Genomic DNA, 15,579 nt, shown 5'->3' with positions numbered 1-15,579 from the left:
GGATCTCCGTTCGCCGCCGGGGTGCGGCAGCGTCAAGGTGAATCTTCTCAAGGAATTGCGCGGTTTAGTTCAGGCCGGCCTTATCGAGGCCGTAGGCCTTGTCGGCCGTGCCGGGCACGGTCTTGAAACCGACATTGACGCGGTTCCAGGCATTGATGGCCATGACGACAAAGGTCAGGTCCGAGATTTCCTTCTCGGAAAGCTGGCCGCGAACCCGTTCGTAAATCTCGTCTGGAATGCCGCCCTCGGGAAGGTTCGTCAGCGCTTCGGTCCAGGCAAGGGCTGCACGCTCGCGGGGAACGAACAGGTTCGATTCCCGCCAGATGGCGACGTGATAGAGACGCAGTTCGGTCTCGCCGTGGATCTTTGCCTGCTTGACATGCATGTCGAGGCAAAAGCCGCATCCATTGATCTGCGAGGCGCGGATTTCGACGAGGGCCTGCAGCTTCTCGTCGATCACGCTGCTGCGCAGAGCCATGCTGAATTCCATGAACTTCTTGAAAAGCTCGGGGGACTGCTGGGCGTAGTTCAATCGCTGGGTCATGTCATTTCTCCTCTAATTAAGGATATTAGATATCCTTATGGATAAAAGATATCCTTAATTGCTGGACTGTAAAGCCATTCTCGCATAGTCTGGCGGCATAAAGCCTATGCGCAGAAGTATGAGGGGGCAGGCATGGATATCGTTTCGGCATTGCGGACCTTTCAGCGCGTCGTCGAGACGGGCTCGTTTTCGGCGGCGGCGCACGATCTCGATGTGACGCAGCCGGCGGTCTCGCGACAGGTCGCGGCCCTCGAGGGCCATTTCAACATCCGCCTCCTGCATCGCACGACGAGCGGCCTGTCGCTGACGGCGGAGGGGGAGCGCATGCTGCCGATGGCGCTCCGGATTCTCGAAGCCGTGGAGGAGCTTGGCGATGCCGCCGGATCGGATGGAGCCGTGGCTTCGGGAAAGGTGAGGCTGAGCGTTCCCGCACCGCTCGGCCTCTATCTCAGCGAACGGCTGGGCGATCTTCTTGCCGCCCATCCGAAACTCTCTGTGGAACTGCTCCTCAGGGAACAAAGCTCCGATATGATCGAGGAACGCCTCGACGTCGAAGTGCGTCTGGGTTCCGTCGCAGACAGCAGCCTCGTTTGCCGGCGCATCGGCTGGACGACGGCATTCCTCGTCGCCTCGCCCGCCTATCTCGCGCGCAAGGCGTCTCCGAGGACACCGAAGGACATCAAGGACCATGAATGCCTGTGCTACAGCAGAGCCGGCGATGCCTGTTCATGGTCGTTCTCGAACGGCTCGGAAGACATATCCGTCAGGATCTCGCCGCGGCTGACCGCGTGCAGCGCCGTCGCCATTCACAGGGCGGCCCTTGCCGGCGCAGGACTGGCGGTGCTCTCCCACATCGTCGCCGTGCCGGATATCGTCGCGGGCCGGCTGATCCCTGTCATGAACGACTTTCAACCGACCCGGCTGCCGATCTATGTCGTCTATCCCTCACGAAGAAACATACCGTTGCGCGTCAAAGCGGTTCTGGACTTTCTGACCGATGCCATCGGGCAGGACCCGTCAATGTGCGCGAGCAGCGCGGGCCGGCGGTGGGAGGGATGACTGTCGGCGGGCGGCTTATCGTGCACGGCGGAAGCTGCAGCGGGTTTGGCGCCGGGCGGATTTGCCGTCATTGGCCTTGCCTCGCCAGTTTCCGCCTTGCCTAAAGGCCGCGAATCCTGCCAAGTCCTGCGATCATGCAATTTGCGCCGCAACAAGACGAAGCCCTGAAGGCTGTTTCGAAATGGCTGAAGGAAGGGCGCTCGCCGCTCTTTCGCCTGTTCGGCTACGCCGGGACAGGGAAGACGACGCTTGCCAAGCATTTCGCCGAGAATGTCGATGGCGACGTGCTCTTTGCCGCCTTTACCGGCAAGGCGGCGCAGGTGCTGCGCTCGCGCGGCGCCTCCAACGCCCGGACGATCCATTCGCTGATCTATCGGCCGCGCGGCGAGGAGGCGGTGGAAGACGAGGAAACAGGCAAGACCTCGATCGCGCCGATGTTTTCGATCAACCGGCAGAGCCCGGTCGCGAAGGCGGCGCTAATCATCGTCGACGAATGCTCGATGGTCGACGAGGCGCTCGGCAAGGATCTGATGAGCTTCGGCACGCCGATCCTTGTGCTCGGTGATCCCGGCCAGTTGCCGCCGGTTACCGGTGGCGGCTACTTCACCAATCAGGAGCCGGACTACCTGCTCACCGATATCCACCGCCAGGCGCGCGACAATCCGATCATCAAGCTCGCCATGCAGGTGCGCGAAGGCAATGAGGTGATGTACGGTGACTACGGCACGGCCAAGGTGATCTCGAAGAACGAGGTGACGCAGCAATTGGTCCTCGACGCCGACCAGGTGCTCGTCGGCACCAATAGGACGCGTCGGCGCTACAATCAGCGCCTGCGCGAGCTGAAAGGCTTCAATGCCGATTATCCCCAGACCGGCGACAAGCTCGTCTGCCTGCGGAATGATCCAGCCAAGGGCCTGCTCAACGGTTCGCTCTGGCAGGTAATGACCTCGTCCAAGGAAACGACGAAGCCCGGCATCAATCTGCTCGTCCGCCCCGAAGACGATGACATGGACCGCGGGGCTGCCAAGATCAAGCTGCTGAAACAGGCCTTCGAGGACGTCGAGGGCGAGATCCCCTGGAACACCCGCAAGCGCTATGACGAGTTCGACTACGGCTATGCGCTCACCGTTCACAAGGCGCAGGGTTCTCAATGGAATGATGTCGTGCTCTTCGACGAGAGCTGGGCGTTTCGCGACACGCGGGAACGCTGGCTCTATACCGCGATCACCCGCGCGGCGGAGACGCTGACGATCGTTCGCTGATCCCATCGCACCCGCAGGTCGCATCTGCTGATCGGACAGAAGAAAGAGGAGACGGTGGCGGCCGTCGGGGCGTGATTCAGGCCTGCACGATGCCGAGCAGAACTGCCTTGGCGATAGCCTGGAAGCGGTTGTTGGCGCGGAATTTAAGGATGATTCCGGCCTCCAGGTCACGGGTTTCGTCATGCTTCAGGTCGAGCGCCCGGGCGATGCGTTGGGTGGAATAACCCTCCGCCATCAGTTCCAGGCAACGCCGCTCCTCTGCGGTCAGGCTTGCACTGTCCTGATTGTCGTTTAACGGCGGCTCCTCGACGCTGCCGTCGTAATCCAGGAGGTCGCCGACCTGCTGGAGCTGGCGGTGCAGCGTCGACATCTCCGCCGTCAGTTCGCGCTTGCGTACCTGCAAGGCCTCGCGGAACATCGCCTCGGCCGTTTCCTGCGAATCAGCGTTGCGGAGTTCGTCCATCAGTTCCTGGATGACGGCGATCGGCATGCCTGTATCGCGGCAGACTGTGATGACGGCCATGCGCATCACATCATCCTGGCCGTAGACCCGCATCAGGCCGATGCGGTTGGCTGAAATCAACCCTTTCTCTTCATAGAAATGCAGTGTCCTGTGCGTGACGCCGAATGCGTTTGCCATGTCGGCAATGGGCACCGGACCGTCCGGTAGATCCGGCGGTAGCGCGGCTGAAGGCAGGAACCGATATTTCGATCGGGCCTCCGAAGCGATACCGGCGGTGGCAAACAGGCGTTTGGAACCGTCTGGCATGAACCCTCCTGGGCATGTTGTTGCACCTCATGCGGTTTTGCCAGTTGCTTCCCATGCGCGGCGAGTGGGGTTTCCTCTAGGCGTTCTTCTCAGTGGGAAAGAAGCAGTACGCGGCGTACTCTACGCGATACGATGTCCACGTTATGCGTGAACGATCTTTTTTATAAGTGCTAAAAATAATCTCTTTTAAATGGGATAGCAACTTTACCGGCATATTTTGCCGGGTTCTTGGGTGTGTTGCACAAAAACATGTGCTGCACTGCGGGATCTGGCGGTCCTCTTCAAAGCCGACGGGATTTACTATCTGCGGTACGCGCGCGGCAAATGCTCAGCGTAATTTCGGTGCCCATCAGCGATTGGCATCGCATCCATTTGTGAATCTCGTTGGCCATCGCGGAGCAGTTGGCTTAAAAGCAGGGGCCTCCCATTTCCGTGACCGATGGATCTCGCCATGTCCGCCAAGCTCTCCGTGAACCTCAACGCCGTCGCCATGCTGCGCAACCGGCGCGACCTGCCCTGGCCGAGCGTCGAAGCGCTCGGGCGTATCGCGCTGAAATCTGGTGCGAGCGGCCTGACGGTGCATCCGCGCCCCGACCAGCGGCACATCCGCTTTTCCGACCTGCCTGTGATCCGCAACCTGATCGACGACGAATTCCCCAAGGCCGAGTTCAATATCGAGGGCTATCCCACAGAGGAATTCTTCGAACTCTGCGCCGGGGCGGCACCCGAGCAGGTGACGCTGGTGCCTGACGATCCCGCCCAGGCGACCTCCGATCACGGCTGGGATTTCCGCAAGCACCAGGCGTTCCTGACCGATGCCGTCGCGCGGCTGAAGACGATGGGATGCCGGGTGTCGCTGTTTGCCGATGGTGACGGGGACGCACAGGCGGTTGAGATCGCCAAGGCGGTCGGCGCCGATCGGATCGAACTCTATACCGGCCCCTATGGCGGTTGCTTCGACGCGCCGGAGCGGGCAGGCCCGATTCTTGAAGCGCTTGGACGGACGGCCGATGCAGCCGTCGCAATCGGCCTCGCCGTCAATGCCGGCCACGATTTGACAGTGGAAAACCTGCCAGCGCTGGTGAAGCGCATTCCCGCTCTTGCCGAGGTTTCGATCGGTCACGGGCTGACCGCCGATGCGCTGGAATACGGCATGGCGGAAACGGTGCGGCGCTTTTGCCGGGCCTGCGGGCAGGTGGTCTGATCAGGGCGTCTCTTTCAGTGCTCTGACTGGAATCGAACCGCGACGCTTCTGATCGCGATTCACACAATGCGCCGCGCAGGAAGAGTCTGAAATGAAGAAGTTTTTCGCGTCTAAAGTCCGGTGGCGCTGCATCCCTGCAGCAAGCGCAGGGATGCAGCGAAAGGCTCAATGGGCGGCATAGCCTCAGGCGGTCAGGGCCGCCGTGTGTTCGACGAAGAAATCCTTCAGCGGCTGCGGCTGTTTGCCGGTCAGCTTGGTGAAGTCTTCGGTGACGATGTCGAACTTGCCGGCGCGGGTGTTGGCGTCGGCAGAAACCAGCATGTCGGCGACGAAACCGGGAAGGCCGGCGCCGCGCATGCCCTGGCCGAGTTGTTCATCATTGACGTCGATCACCTCTAGCGGCTTGCCGGCGACCTCGGAAACGATGGCGGCGATCTGTCGGTTGTTCAGCGATTGCGCGCCGGTCAGCGTATAGGTGGCGCTCTCCGAGGTGCCAGAGGCAAGGGCTGCGGCAATCGCCCGCGCGCAGTCGTCACGCGAGATGGTCGAGACCTTGCCGTCGCCCGTGGCGCTATACCATTTGCCACCCTGCAGGTTGTGCGGCATGCCGTGCAGGTAATTGTCGTGATACCAGGCGTCGCGGATGATCGTATGGGCGATGCCGCTTGCCTCGATGGCGTTTTCACTGCCGAGATGATCGGGCGCGAAGGTGACAAGCGAATCCTCGGGCGCCGGCATAGAGGTGTAGGCGATGTGCTTGACGCCAGCCTTGACGGCCGCTGCAACGGCGCCCTTGTGCTGGGCGAGGCGCTTGCCGGGAGTGTCCAGCGCATCGGTGCTGATGATCAGCAGCCGGTCGACGCCGGCGAAAGCCTTCTCCAGGCCTGCCGCGTCATCGAAATCGGCCTTGCGGGTGACGACGCCCTTCTTTTCGAGTTCGGAGAGCTTTTCCGGGCTGCGCGTCGCCGCGACAATGTTGCCGGGAGCGACCTTGTAGGTCTCGATGAGGTGATGGATGACACGCTGGCCGAGCTGCCCGGCAGCGCCGGTGACCAGGATGATTTCGCTCATACGTCGTTTCCTTCTGTGTTGTGCTGGCTGTGTTGTGTAGGTGGTCTCAAAAAGAGAGTAACACTAGAATAGGAATTGACTTAGCGATGTAAAGGAGGCAGTTTTTCGGCTCTACGTTACCAAAAGGGAACCAGCAGATGAGCGGTGCGGTCGTCAGTCTGAAGAACAGGATGCCGGGCGCGCGGCGCGAGATCGATCTCGCCGGCCTCGATTTCGGCAATTGCCCGGTCAGGGACATGATGCAGCAGATCGGCGGCAAATGGTCGACGCTGCTGCTCGAGGTGCTGGCGGATCGGCCTTATCGCTTCGGCGAGCTGCGGCGGATGATCCCCGATATTTCGCAGCGCATGCTGACGCAGACGCTGCGCGACCTGCAGAGGGATGGTTATATCGACCGCGAGGTATTCCCGACCAAGCCGCCGAGCGTCGAATATTCGATGACCGAACTCGGACGCTCCCTCTACCAGCCGCTGTCGCAGCTTCTGAACTGGGCGGAAGCGAACCATGATGCCGTTCGCGCCGCCCGTTCTCAATTTGATTCCGCTGACAAATAGGCCGCTTTCCTCTACTTGCCGCGTCCTTCCGTCAGGAACAGCAGGAAGGCCAACGCCGGGAAGCAGAAGCCGATCCAGGCCGTCATTGTCCAGCCTCCGGTCGCATAGGCCCAGCCGCCGAGCGCCGAGCCGAGCGCGCCGCCGGCAAAGAAGGTTGCCATGAAGAGGCCGTTGAGCCGGCTGCGGTGTTCCGGGTTCAGCGCATAGATGGCGCGCTGGCCGCAGACGAGATTGGTCGTCACGCCGAAATCGAGAAGGATTGCCGCTGCCGTCAAGAGCAGCAAAGCACCAAGCGAGCCATCGCTGGCGAAATGGCCGATCAGGAAGGCAGCCATGCCGAGCAGCATGGCAAGCGTCGAGGCGATCTTCGTCATGCCGCGGTCGGCAAGCCGGCCGGCGATCGGCGAAGCGACGGCGCCGGCCGCACCTGCAAGTGCGAAGAGGGCAATGCCGTTCTGCGTCAGGCCGAAGGCCGGGCTTGCGAGCAGCAGCGGCGTCGTCGTCCAGAACAGGCTGAAGGCGCCGAACATGCCGGCCTGATAGAGCGCCCGGCGCTGCAGGACGCGCGAGGTGAGCGCCAGATGGCCCATGGAGGCGAGCAGTTCGCCATAGCGCAGCTTCGTTTTCGGCACGCGAACCGGCAGGTTGATGCGCAAGACGACGGCGAGCACGAGCATGAGCGCTGCGGTGACGTAATAGACCACGTGCCAGGAGGAGGCCTCGGCGACGAAGCTTGCGAAGGGGCGGGCGAGCATGATGCCGCAGAGCAGGCCGCTCATGACGTTGCCGACGACCTGGCCGCGCGTTGCATCCGGCGCCATGTTGGCGGCGAAGGGAACCAGGACCTGAACTGCGACCGATGAAAGACCGATAGAGAGCGAGGCGATGAGGAAGGTCGTGGGCGTCGACGACAGCGCCGCGCCGATGAGCGCAACGGCGGAGACGGCGATCAGCGTCAACACCAGACGACGGTTTTCGGTGAGGTCGCCGAGCGGCACGATCAGCAGCAGGCCGAGGCCGTAGCCGATCTGCGTCAGCGTGACGATCAGACCGGTAGCGGCAGGCGTGAAGCCGAGATCGGCACTGATCGGGCCGGCCAGCGGCTGGCCGTAATAGAGATTGGCGGCCACCAGCCCGCAGGCGGCGGCGAAAAGGAAGGTTAGCCAGGGGGATAGCGCCCTGGGAATGGCCTCATCCGGCGTGGTGGCTGAAATGCTCATCAGAAACTCCGGTATTCAAAGATTGAAAGGATTGAATGCAAAAGTGCTGGCTGCGGCCACGCGATCCTTGACCGAATGCCGGTATTTCTCTCGTCCACGGTGTGGACTGTTCAGGTCACGAGCTTCATCGCGGCCTCGGCCGCAGACATCATCTCTTCCCTGCTGCGTCCTGTTTTGCCGATGACGCGCAGGCCCTTGGTAAAGCAGAGAAAGGCGAGGGCGGCGGCATCCGGGTCTACTGTCTTCGTAATGGTGCCATCTGCCTGGCCGATGCGGATGAGATCGGCCATCAGCTTTTCGTCCGCGGCAAAGGCCGTCACGACGTGGGCAGCGGCTTCTTCGTCAAGCAGGGCGAAGTCGTTGGCGCCGCCAACGACGAGACAGCCTTTGCGGCCGGCTTCGCCATAGGAGAGTTCGGTATAATACATCACCATCTGGAAGACCTTCTCGCGACCGGTCTTCGCAGACGCGATCATCGCTTCCAGCCGCCGTCGGCCGAGTTTTCGATAATGGGCGAAAGCAGCGAGAAAGATGCCGCGCTTATCTTTGAATGCTTTGTAGATGCTCCCGGAAGCAAGACCCATTGCTTCGGTCAATTCGCTGATGGAGGCGGCATGGTAGCCGCGTTCGGAAAAGACGCGCAGCGCTGCATCGAGTGCTGCGTCCATATCGAACTCACGCGGACGGCCACGGCTGCGGGTCTTTGCTTCTGGTGTGAGAGTGGCAACGGTCATCGCGCTTAATTAGGGAATGAACGTTTCCAAATCAAGTGAAATTTCTGCGACGCAGCAAATTCAGAGATCGAGCACCCAGTTCTGGCCGTTCGCCTCGGGGCCGAACATCTTATGTCTCTCCTCGGAGACAAGACGAAAGCCCGCCTTGACGTAGATGGCGCGGGCGGTCTCCAGCATGTCGTTGGTCCAGAGCGAGAGTTCGCGGTAGCCCTTCTGCCGGGAGAAGTGGATGCATTCGTCGACCAGCAGTTTGCCGAGCCCGAGACCGCGGGCTGATTTGTCGACATAGAGCAGGCGAAGCTTGGCGATGCCGTCGCCGCCATTGGTGACGAGGACCGAACCGACATTGATGCCGCCGCGTTCGGCGATCCAGCAATATTCTTTGGCCGGATCGAAATTGGCGAGGAATTTTCCGGCGACCTCGGCGACCAGCGCCTCGAAGCGCAGATCCCAGCCATACTCTTCTGCGTAGAAGCGGCCCTGGCTCTGAACGATCCAGCCGATATCGCCGGCGCGGTGGGCGCGGATGATGGCCGGCGCGGGCTTCGCCGCCGGGTCGAGCAGCGCGCGGATCGTGTGCATGGCGGAGACGGCGGCCTCCGGTTCGCCAGTCGCCAAGCGATCGAAACGAGCGGCGATCTGCGCATTGGAGCGTCGGCCGAGTTCCTCGAACGTCTCTCGTCCCTGATCGGTGACAATGATGACCTGGCTGCGAAGATCTGCCGGGTCGCGGTTGGTTTCGATCAGCCCTTCGGCGCGAAAACGCTTTAGGATGCGGCTGAGATAGGCCGGGTCGAGCTGCAGGTCGCGGGCAAGCGCTACAGCACTGATGCCCCCATGCGAGCCGATCTCGAAGAGGATGCGGGCATCGGTCAGCGTGAAGGGCGTGTCGAGATAGGCCTTGTTCAAGAGGCCGAGGAAGTTCGTATAGAAGCGGTTGAAATCGCGGGCGGTTTCAATGAGCGATAGGTTAGACATGATGATCTCCAAATGGAGATCTTGTCAGACCGCCGATAAAGTCGGCCAACATCCTCGGGATGAGGCCGAGTCAAGAACGAGGTTTGTCAACAAGCTGACAAGAATCTCCAGATGGAGATCTTGTCCCGCATTTAATGGACTGAGTCAACTAATTCGCTGATGTCAGGCCGCTTCTTCTTCCGCGGTCTCGTCTGCACCGAGCGCGAAATCGACCGCCGCTCGCGCATGGATCGCTGTGGTGTCGAAGCCCGGCAGCGGCAAATGGTCGGGATCGAGGATCAGGCAGATCTCGGTGCAGCCGAGGATGATGCTGTCGGCGCCGTTGTCGATGGAGTGTGCAATCACCGCCATGAGCTTGTCGCGAGAGCTGTCGAGCACCTTGCCGGCGCAGAGTTCGTTGAAGATGATGTCGTGCACGGTCGTGCGGTCGCTAGCATCTGGCACCATGATATCAACACCAAGGCTCTTCATGCGGTCGCTGTAGAAGCCGTGCTCCATCGTGTAGCGAGTGGCGAGCAGCAGCGGGCGCTTCCGGCCGGCCGCATGCAGCGATTTCGCCGTCTCGTCGATGATATGAATCAGTGGCACAGAGATCTTCTCCGCGACCTTGTCGGCAATCAGATGCATGGTGTTGGTGCAGATGAGGATGCAGCCGGCGCCGGCGATCTGCAGGCGCAGAGCCACGTCGGCGAGGCGACGGGCAGCCATATCCCAGTCGCCGGCCTTCTGAAGGGCGACGATCTCCTCGAAGTTGACCGAATGCAAGATGAGTTCGGCCGAGGCGAGGCCACCCTTGCGGTCACGCACCATCTCGTTGACGAGGCGGTAATAGACCGCCGAACTTTCGAAACTCATGCCGCCGATCAGGCCGATCGTTTCCATTTCTTCATGCTCTCCATGCTTCTGAACTTCGAAATGATGCCGCAATCCCGGCGCGGCGTGTTTGCGTTGTTTGTCTCTCGTTTCAGATTGGTGATGGGATTTTGCGTGATTTTATGAAATCATGCAAAAAAGAGGCGAGAGGTTTATGTTTGACACATGCTTGATGATCGCGACAGACGCATTCTGGACATGCTGCAGAAGGATGCGGGCATATCCGTGACCGATCTTGCCGAGCGCGTGGCGCTTTCGGTGTCGGCGTGTTCGCGGCGCATCCAGCGGCTGGAGGAGAGCGGCCATATTGCCCGGCGCATCGTCGTGCTCGATCGGGACAAGATGGGCGTGCCGACAACGGTCTTCGCGCTGGTCAAGACGGCACATCATTCCGACGAATGGACGGAGACCTTCCGCAGGATCATTAGTGACATTCCCGAGATCGTCGAAGCGCACCGGCTGACCGGCAACCACGATTACATCCTGAAGATCGTGCTGCCGCGCGTCGAGCATTACGATGTGATCTACAAGCAGATTGTGCGCAAGATCGAGCTCTTCGACGTCTCGGCCTCGATCTCGATGGAGCTTCTGAAGGGCGGCACGGCAATCCCTGTGGGGTACGCCGATTGAGGCAGCTCCACCGACCGGGATGCAGGGGAGGTATGCCGAAACGGCAGTTGCAACCTTTGCGGCGAAGGCCACATTGGCTTTGAGCGAAATGGCGCAAAGGGGCATGTCATGAGCGATCATCATGTCGTCGTTGTCGGCGGCGGTTTCGGCGGGCTGCAGCTCGTCAACGGGTTGAAGGGTGCCGGCGTCAGGATCACGCTGGTCGATCGGCGCAATCACCATCTCTTCCAGCCGCTGCTCTATCAGGTGGCGACCACCATTCTCTCCACCTCCGAGATCGCCTGGCCGATCCGCCGCCTCTATGCCGACCGGCCTGACGTGACGGTGCTGCTCGGCGAGGTCACGGGCGTCGACAGTGGCGCGAAGACTGTTTCCTTACGCAACGGCATGACTCTTGGTTACGATACGCTGGTGCTGGCTACCGGAGCGACGCATGCCTATTTCGGCCATGACGAATGGGAGCCGGTGGCGCCCGGCCTGAAGACGCTGGAGGATGCGACGACGATCCGCCGGCGGGTGCTGCTTGCCTTCGAGAAGGCGGAGATGGAGAGCGATCCTGCCGTGCGCGATGCGCTTTTGACCTTCACCATCGTCGGGGCCGGGCCGACCGGTGTCGAGTTGGCCGGCATCATTGCCGAGCTTGCCCATTTCACGCTGCCCAAGGAATTCCGCAACATCGATACGCGCAAGACCCGCGTCGTGCTGGTCGAGGCTGGCCCGCGGGTGCTGCCGACCTTCGCCGAAGAGCTTTCGGCCTATGCTCAGAAGGCGCTGGAGAAACTCGGGGTCGAGATCCATCTCGGCAAGCCGGTGACCGAATGCAACGCCGACGGCGTGAAGATCGGCGAGACCTTCGTTGCCAGCCGGACGATCGTCTGGGCAGCCGGGGTCACCGCCTCGCCGGCGGCGCGGTGGCTTGGTGTTGCAGCCGACCGGGCAGGGCGCGTCGTGGTCGAGAAGGATCTGAGTGCGCCGGGGCTACCCGACGTCTTCGTTGTCGGCGATACCGCGTCGGTCATACGTGAGGACGGCAAGCCGGTGCCGGGCATTGCGCCCGCCGCCAAGCAGCAGGGCGGTTACGTCGCCAAGGTCATCCGCGCCCGCATATCCGGCAAACTGGCGCCGGCGCCTTTCAAATATTGGCACCAGGGGAGCCTGGCGACAATCGGCAAGAGTGCGGCGATCATCGATTTCGGCCGGATCAAGCTCAAGGGCTGGATCGCCTGGTGGATCTGGGGCATCGCCCATATCTACTTCCTCATCGGCACCCGCTCGCGCTTCTCCGTCGCCTGGAGCTGGCTGTGGATCTATCTCAGCGGCCAGCACAGCGCCCGGCTGATCACCCAGCGGGAGACGATGCGGGAGGAGGGGTAGACGGGAGATTTTCATTCGCCGTGCAAATACGGTGTTGGATTCCTGTGACATATCTTGGGCAAGCCTTAAGGGCGCGGGCATGACAAAGCAGAGGGGGTATCCCACGGCCCCCCCCCGACACAGGAAACTACTCCCGGCGCGCCCGCATCGTAAATGCAATACACCCAACCTTGACATATCTCCGCACACACATTTAGCATTCCACCCGCGTCTCCCAACCACCGGGAGTTACGCATCCAGCCGTAACAACGGGTAGAGGTTCCAATGCGCCGATTCACTTCTCACGAAAATCACATCCGAATTTCCGAGAAGTTGGTGGTTCATGCGCACTTTGAATCTGGGCATCCTCGCCCATGTGGATGCAGGCAAGACTAGCCTTACCGAAAGACTGCTTTTTAACGCCGGGGTGATCGACAAGCTTGGCAGCGTCGATACCGGCAATACACAGACGGACACTCTCGAACTCGAGCGGCAACGCGGCATCACGATCAGGGCCGCGGTGGTGTCGTTCACGATCGGCGACAGGATCGTCAATCTCATCGACACACCTGGGCATCCCGATTTCATCGCCGAGGTCGAGAGGGTGCTCGGATTGCTGGATGCTGCGGTCGTCGTCGTTTCGGCGGTCGAAGGCGTGCAGGCGCAGACGCGCGTGCTGGTCCGGGCGCTGCGGCGGCTCGGCGTTCCCTTCATCTTCTTCGTCAACAAGGTCGATCGTCCCGGCGCGCGCTATCGGGATGTGATGGAGGCTCTTGCCGCGCAGCTGTCGGTCCGCCCCATCGCCATGTCCTCGGTGATCGACGCCGGAGCCAAGCTTGCCCGCGTGGAGGCGCTCGCTCCGGGAGACGAGCCGCTGTTTTCGGCGCTCGGCGAGACGCTCGGGGAAAATGACGAGGCGCTGCTCGATGACTATGTCGTCGCTCCCGATCGGCTGACGGAGGCAAGGCTCTGGCGCTGCCTGGCTGACCAGGTAGCGAGAGGCCTCGTGCATCCCGTCTTCGCGGGCGCCGCGATGACCGGCGCCGGCATCCCCGCTTTGGCATCGGCCATTGCGACGATCCTGCCCGAGCGGCGCCCCGATCCGGATGGTCCGGTGGCGGGCAAGATCTTCAAGATCGAACGCGGCTGGGGCGGGGAAAAGCTCTCCTACATCTACCTGAACTCCGGCACGGTGCGGCTCCGGCAATCTCTGGGCCTGCCCAAAGGCCTGGAACGGGTTACCGCGATCCATGTGTTCGAGGCCGGCCGGGTTCATGGCGCCGAGAGCCTCCGCGCCGGGCAGATCGCGCGCGTCAGCGGCCTTGCCGGCGCCCGCATCGGTGATGCTGTAGGCGGAAATCCTTTGGGCGAGTGGGCTCACTTCGCGCCGCCCGCGCTCGAAACCCGCGTTCTTGCCCATCGGCCTTCCGACAAGGCGGCGCTCTGGCTGGCGCTTAACCAGATGGCCGAACAGGATCCCTTGATCAATCTGCGCCGGAACGAGGAGGCGGACGAAGTCTACGTGTCGCTTTACGGCGAGGTGCAGAAGGAGGTTATCCAATCGACCCTGCTGACGGATTTCGGCCTCGAGGCAAGGTTCGAGGAGAGCACGGTCATCCTGGTCGAGAGGCCATTAGGGACCGGGAGCGGCCTGCAGATCCTCTTCAAGGAGCCCAATCCTCTTCTCGCGACCGTCGGCCTGCGCGTCGAGCCGCGCGCCCCTGGAGCAGGCAACAGCTTCGCGCTCGAAGTAGATGTCGGCCAGATGCCGGTCGCCTTTTACCGGGCGGTCGAGGAAACCGTGTTTGAGACGTTGAAGCAGGGGATTTTCGGCTGGCAGGTCATCGATTGCCACGTGGCGATGACGGCAGCCCGCCACAGCTCGCCCGCAAGCACCGCTGCCGATTTCCGGCAGCTGACGCCGTGGGTGCTGGCAACGGCGTTATCGGCCGCACAGACCGTCCTCTGCGAGCCGGTCGACCGCTTTCATCTCGTCGCGCCCATGGAGAACTTGAGCGGCGTGCTCACCCTGCTTGCAAAATCGGCGGCGGCGACGACGGATTCGGTGATCGCCGATGGCGTCGCACGGCTCGAGGGCACCATGGCGTCTCAGATGGTCCAAAGCGTCCAGCAGCAATTGCCGGGCCTGACGAGCGGGGCGGGGACCATGGAAACCTCTTTCGATCACTACGCCCCGATCGCCGGCCCGCCGCGCCTGCGGCGGCGTTCGGGGCCAGATCCGTTCAACGGCACCGAATATCTGCTGCGCCTAAGGGTTGTTCCCATTTAAGTACAGTAGTCTGGCGACGCATAGAGAACGTAGATGTAGGGCTATTCCCTCGCCAAAGGTCTCTACATCGAATAACCATAGCTCGCTGGCCGGGAAGAGAGCGTGAGATCTTTGCATGACAAGCGACGTATCTGCTGACGGAAAGCATCGTTTCTGGATGCTCGACTTGTTGCGTGGAGCGTCCGCAATACTCGTGCTTATCTATCACTCCAGCAGTGCGTTTCCCGTCGCTTATGCTGCCGTCGATCTTTTCTTCATGTTAAGCGGCTTCGTTTTGGCGGAAAGATACGGCGAGAGCCTGTTGCAGGCGGACGGCTGCCGAAACTTCATTAGCCACCGTATTGCGCGATTGTACCCCGTCTACCTGGTTTGCACATTGCTGGGCGCTGCTTCGGTTTTCCCACTGATTGGTCATCTTGAAAACTGGAGCTTCAGCACTTTTGCCGTTTCCTCCGTCGCCAGCCTGCTCATGCTTCCCGCGCCGTCGGACACTGTTCTCGGCATTCTGCCCTTGAACGGCCCGGCGTGGTCGTTGTTCTTTGAAGTCGTGGCCAACGCAGTCTTTTTATTCACTGCGGCTCGTCTCCGAGTGGCCGTTTCTATTGTCGCGTTATCGGCGCCGGCGTTCGTCGTTGCGCTGTGGTACTTTCGGTACCCGCCGGGCTCTGTTTGGGGTGATATTGTCGGGGGCTTTCCCCGGGTTCTGGCATCTTTCTATGGCGGAGTGCTTCTCAGTTGTCTTTGGCGACGAGGCTTCCGCATCAGGCTTGCAGCCTGGCCTGGCTGGATTTTGGTGGCTGCTCTTGCGGTGCTTTATTCGGGATTCGTCCTCACCGAGAGAAAATACTATCTGCTCCTGACATTTGCCGCTCACCCAATGATCATATGATTTGGCTTGTGTCTGGCAAGAAATGCACGGTTTGAACGCATCGCCACCTGGATGGGCGAGATATCCTACCCTCTCTATCTCGTGCACGTACCGCTGCTCATTCTTCTCGCAACGTACGGAGTGGGCGATTGTTTTGCTTTGCGCAATTA

Annotated in this window: 15 protein-coding genes; 8 read left to right on the top strand and 7 right to left on the bottom strand. The window is 61.3% G+C overall.

From position 1 onward, the window contains the following. Window positions 1-64: 64 nt before the first annotated feature. The gene (locus U5G49_RS13810) at window positions 65-544 is read right to left on the bottom strand and encodes a carboxymuconolactone decarboxylase family protein (RefSeq protein WP_018242786.1); all 480 of its coding nucleotides are present in this window, start codon (window positions 542-544) and stop codon (window positions 65-67) included. A gap of 132 nt (window positions 545-676) precedes the next feature. On the opposite strand from U5G49_RS13810, the gene U5G49_RS13805 reads away from it, so the two are divergent. Next, window positions 677-1,603, top strand: a complete 927-nt coding sequence (locus U5G49_RS13805; RefSeq protein ID WP_130729238.1) for a LysR family transcriptional regulator — start codon at window positions 677-679, stop codon at window positions 1,601-1,603. 134 nt (window positions 1,604-1,737) lie between these two features. After that, window positions 1,738-2,865, top strand: coding sequence for an ATP-dependent DNA helicase (locus U5G49_RS13800; protein WP_018074216.1), 1,128 nt, complete (start codon window positions 1,738-1,740; stop codon window positions 2,863-2,865). 76 nt (window positions 2,866-2,941) lie between these two features. On the opposite strand, the gene U5G49_RS13795 is transcribed toward U5G49_RS13800, so the two are convergent. Next, window positions 2,942-3,634, bottom strand: a complete 693-nt coding sequence (locus U5G49_RS13795) for a MerR family transcriptional regulator (protein WP_018446495.1) — start codon at window positions 3,632-3,634, stop codon at window positions 2,942-2,944. A gap of 451 nt (window positions 3,635-4,085) precedes the next feature. Here U5G49_RS13795 and U5G49_RS13790 point away from each other — a divergent pair, with 451 nt between their 5' ends. Beyond that, window positions 4,086-4,838 carry a pyridoxine 5'-phosphate synthase gene (locus U5G49_RS13790; RefSeq protein WP_193445636.1) on the top strand — a complete coding sequence of 251 codons (753 nt, stop codon included), beginning with the start codon at window positions 4,086-4,088 and terminating at the stop codon, window positions 4,836-4,838. 183 nt (window positions 4,839-5,021) lie between these two features. Here U5G49_RS13790 and U5G49_RS13785 read toward each other — a convergent pair whose 3' ends face one another. Continuing rightward, window positions 5,022-5,909: an SDR family oxidoreductase gene (locus tag U5G49_RS13785; RefSeq protein WP_193445637.1), complete on the bottom strand. Its 888-nt coding sequence runs from the start codon at window positions 5,907-5,909 to the stop codon at window positions 5,022-5,024. Window positions 5,910-6,046: 137 nt separating this feature from the next. Here U5G49_RS13785 and U5G49_RS13780 point away from each other — a divergent pair, with 137 nt between their 5' ends. Then, window positions 6,047-6,463, top strand: a complete 417-nt coding sequence (locus tag U5G49_RS13780; protein ID WP_115157216.1) for a winged helix-turn-helix transcriptional regulator — start codon at window positions 6,047-6,049, stop codon at window positions 6,461-6,463. Between the two features lie 11 nt (window positions 6,464-6,474). Here the strand turns inward: U5G49_RS13780 and U5G49_RS13775 are convergent, their stop codons facing one another. From U5G49_RS13775 to U5G49_RS13760, 4 genes are all read right to left on the bottom strand, one after another. Beyond that, the gene (locus tag U5G49_RS13775) at window positions 6,475-7,683 is read right to left on the bottom strand and encodes an MFS transporter (RefSeq protein WP_193445638.1); all 1,209 of its coding nucleotides are present in this window, start codon (window positions 7,681-7,683) and stop codon (window positions 6,475-6,477) included. A 110-nt stretch (window positions 7,684-7,793) separates the two neighbouring features. Beyond that, window positions 7,794-8,417, bottom strand: coding sequence for a TetR/AcrR family transcriptional regulator (locus U5G49_RS13770; protein ID WP_193445639.1), 624 nt, complete (start codon window positions 8,415-8,417; stop codon window positions 7,794-7,796). A gap of 60 nt (window positions 8,418-8,477) precedes the next feature. Next, window positions 8,478-9,395: a bifunctional helix-turn-helix transcriptional regulator/GNAT family N-acetyltransferase gene (locus tag U5G49_RS13765; protein ID WP_018242778.1), complete on the bottom strand. Its 918-nt coding sequence runs from the start codon at window positions 9,393-9,395 to the stop codon at window positions 8,478-8,480. A 162-nt stretch (window positions 9,396-9,557) separates the two neighbouring features. Further along, a complete protein-coding gene (locus U5G49_RS13760; protein WP_193445640.1) occupies window positions 9,558-10,277 on the bottom strand; it encodes an aspartate/glutamate racemase family protein in 720 nt (239 codons plus the stop codon). 156 nt (window positions 10,278-10,433) lie between these two features. Here U5G49_RS13760 and U5G49_RS13755 point away from each other — a divergent pair, with 156 nt between their 5' ends. The 4 genes from U5G49_RS13755 (at window position 10,434) to U5G49_RS13740 (ending at window position 15,430) form a co-directional block, all read left to right on the top strand. After that, window positions 10,434-10,898 carry an Lrp/AsnC family transcriptional regulator gene (locus U5G49_RS13755; RefSeq protein ID WP_018446488.1) on the top strand — a complete coding sequence of 155 codons (465 nt, stop codon included), beginning with the start codon at window positions 10,434-10,436 and terminating at the stop codon, window positions 10,896-10,898. Window positions 10,899-11,006: 108 nt separating this feature from the next. Next, window positions 11,007-12,272 (top strand): NAD(P)/FAD-dependent oxidoreductase, encoded by a 1,266-nt coding sequence (locus U5G49_RS13750; RefSeq protein ID WP_193445641.1) that lies wholly within the window; start codon window positions 11,007-11,009, stop codon window positions 12,270-12,272. A 322-nt stretch (window positions 12,273-12,594) separates the two neighbouring features. Further along, window positions 12,595-14,541 carry an elongation factor G gene (locus tag U5G49_RS13745; protein ID WP_193445642.1) on the top strand — a complete coding sequence of 649 codons (1,947 nt, stop codon included), beginning with the start codon at window positions 12,595-12,597 and terminating at the stop codon, window positions 14,539-14,541. A 115-nt stretch (window positions 14,542-14,656) separates the two neighbouring features. Next, the gene (locus U5G49_RS13740; protein ID WP_246289279.1) at window positions 14,657-15,430 is read left to right on the top strand and encodes an acyltransferase family protein; all 774 of its coding nucleotides are present in this window, start codon (window positions 14,657-14,659) and stop codon (window positions 15,428-15,430) included. Window positions 15,431-15,579 lie beyond the last annotated feature (149 nt).

Source organism: Rhizobium indigoferae (assembly GCF_034554815.1).
GTDB classification, from domain to species: domain Bacteria; phylum Pseudomonadota; class Alphaproteobacteria; order Rhizobiales; family Rhizobiaceae; genus Rhizobium; species Rhizobium leguminosarum.
This window is presented reverse-complemented; position numbering and strand designations above follow the sequence as displayed.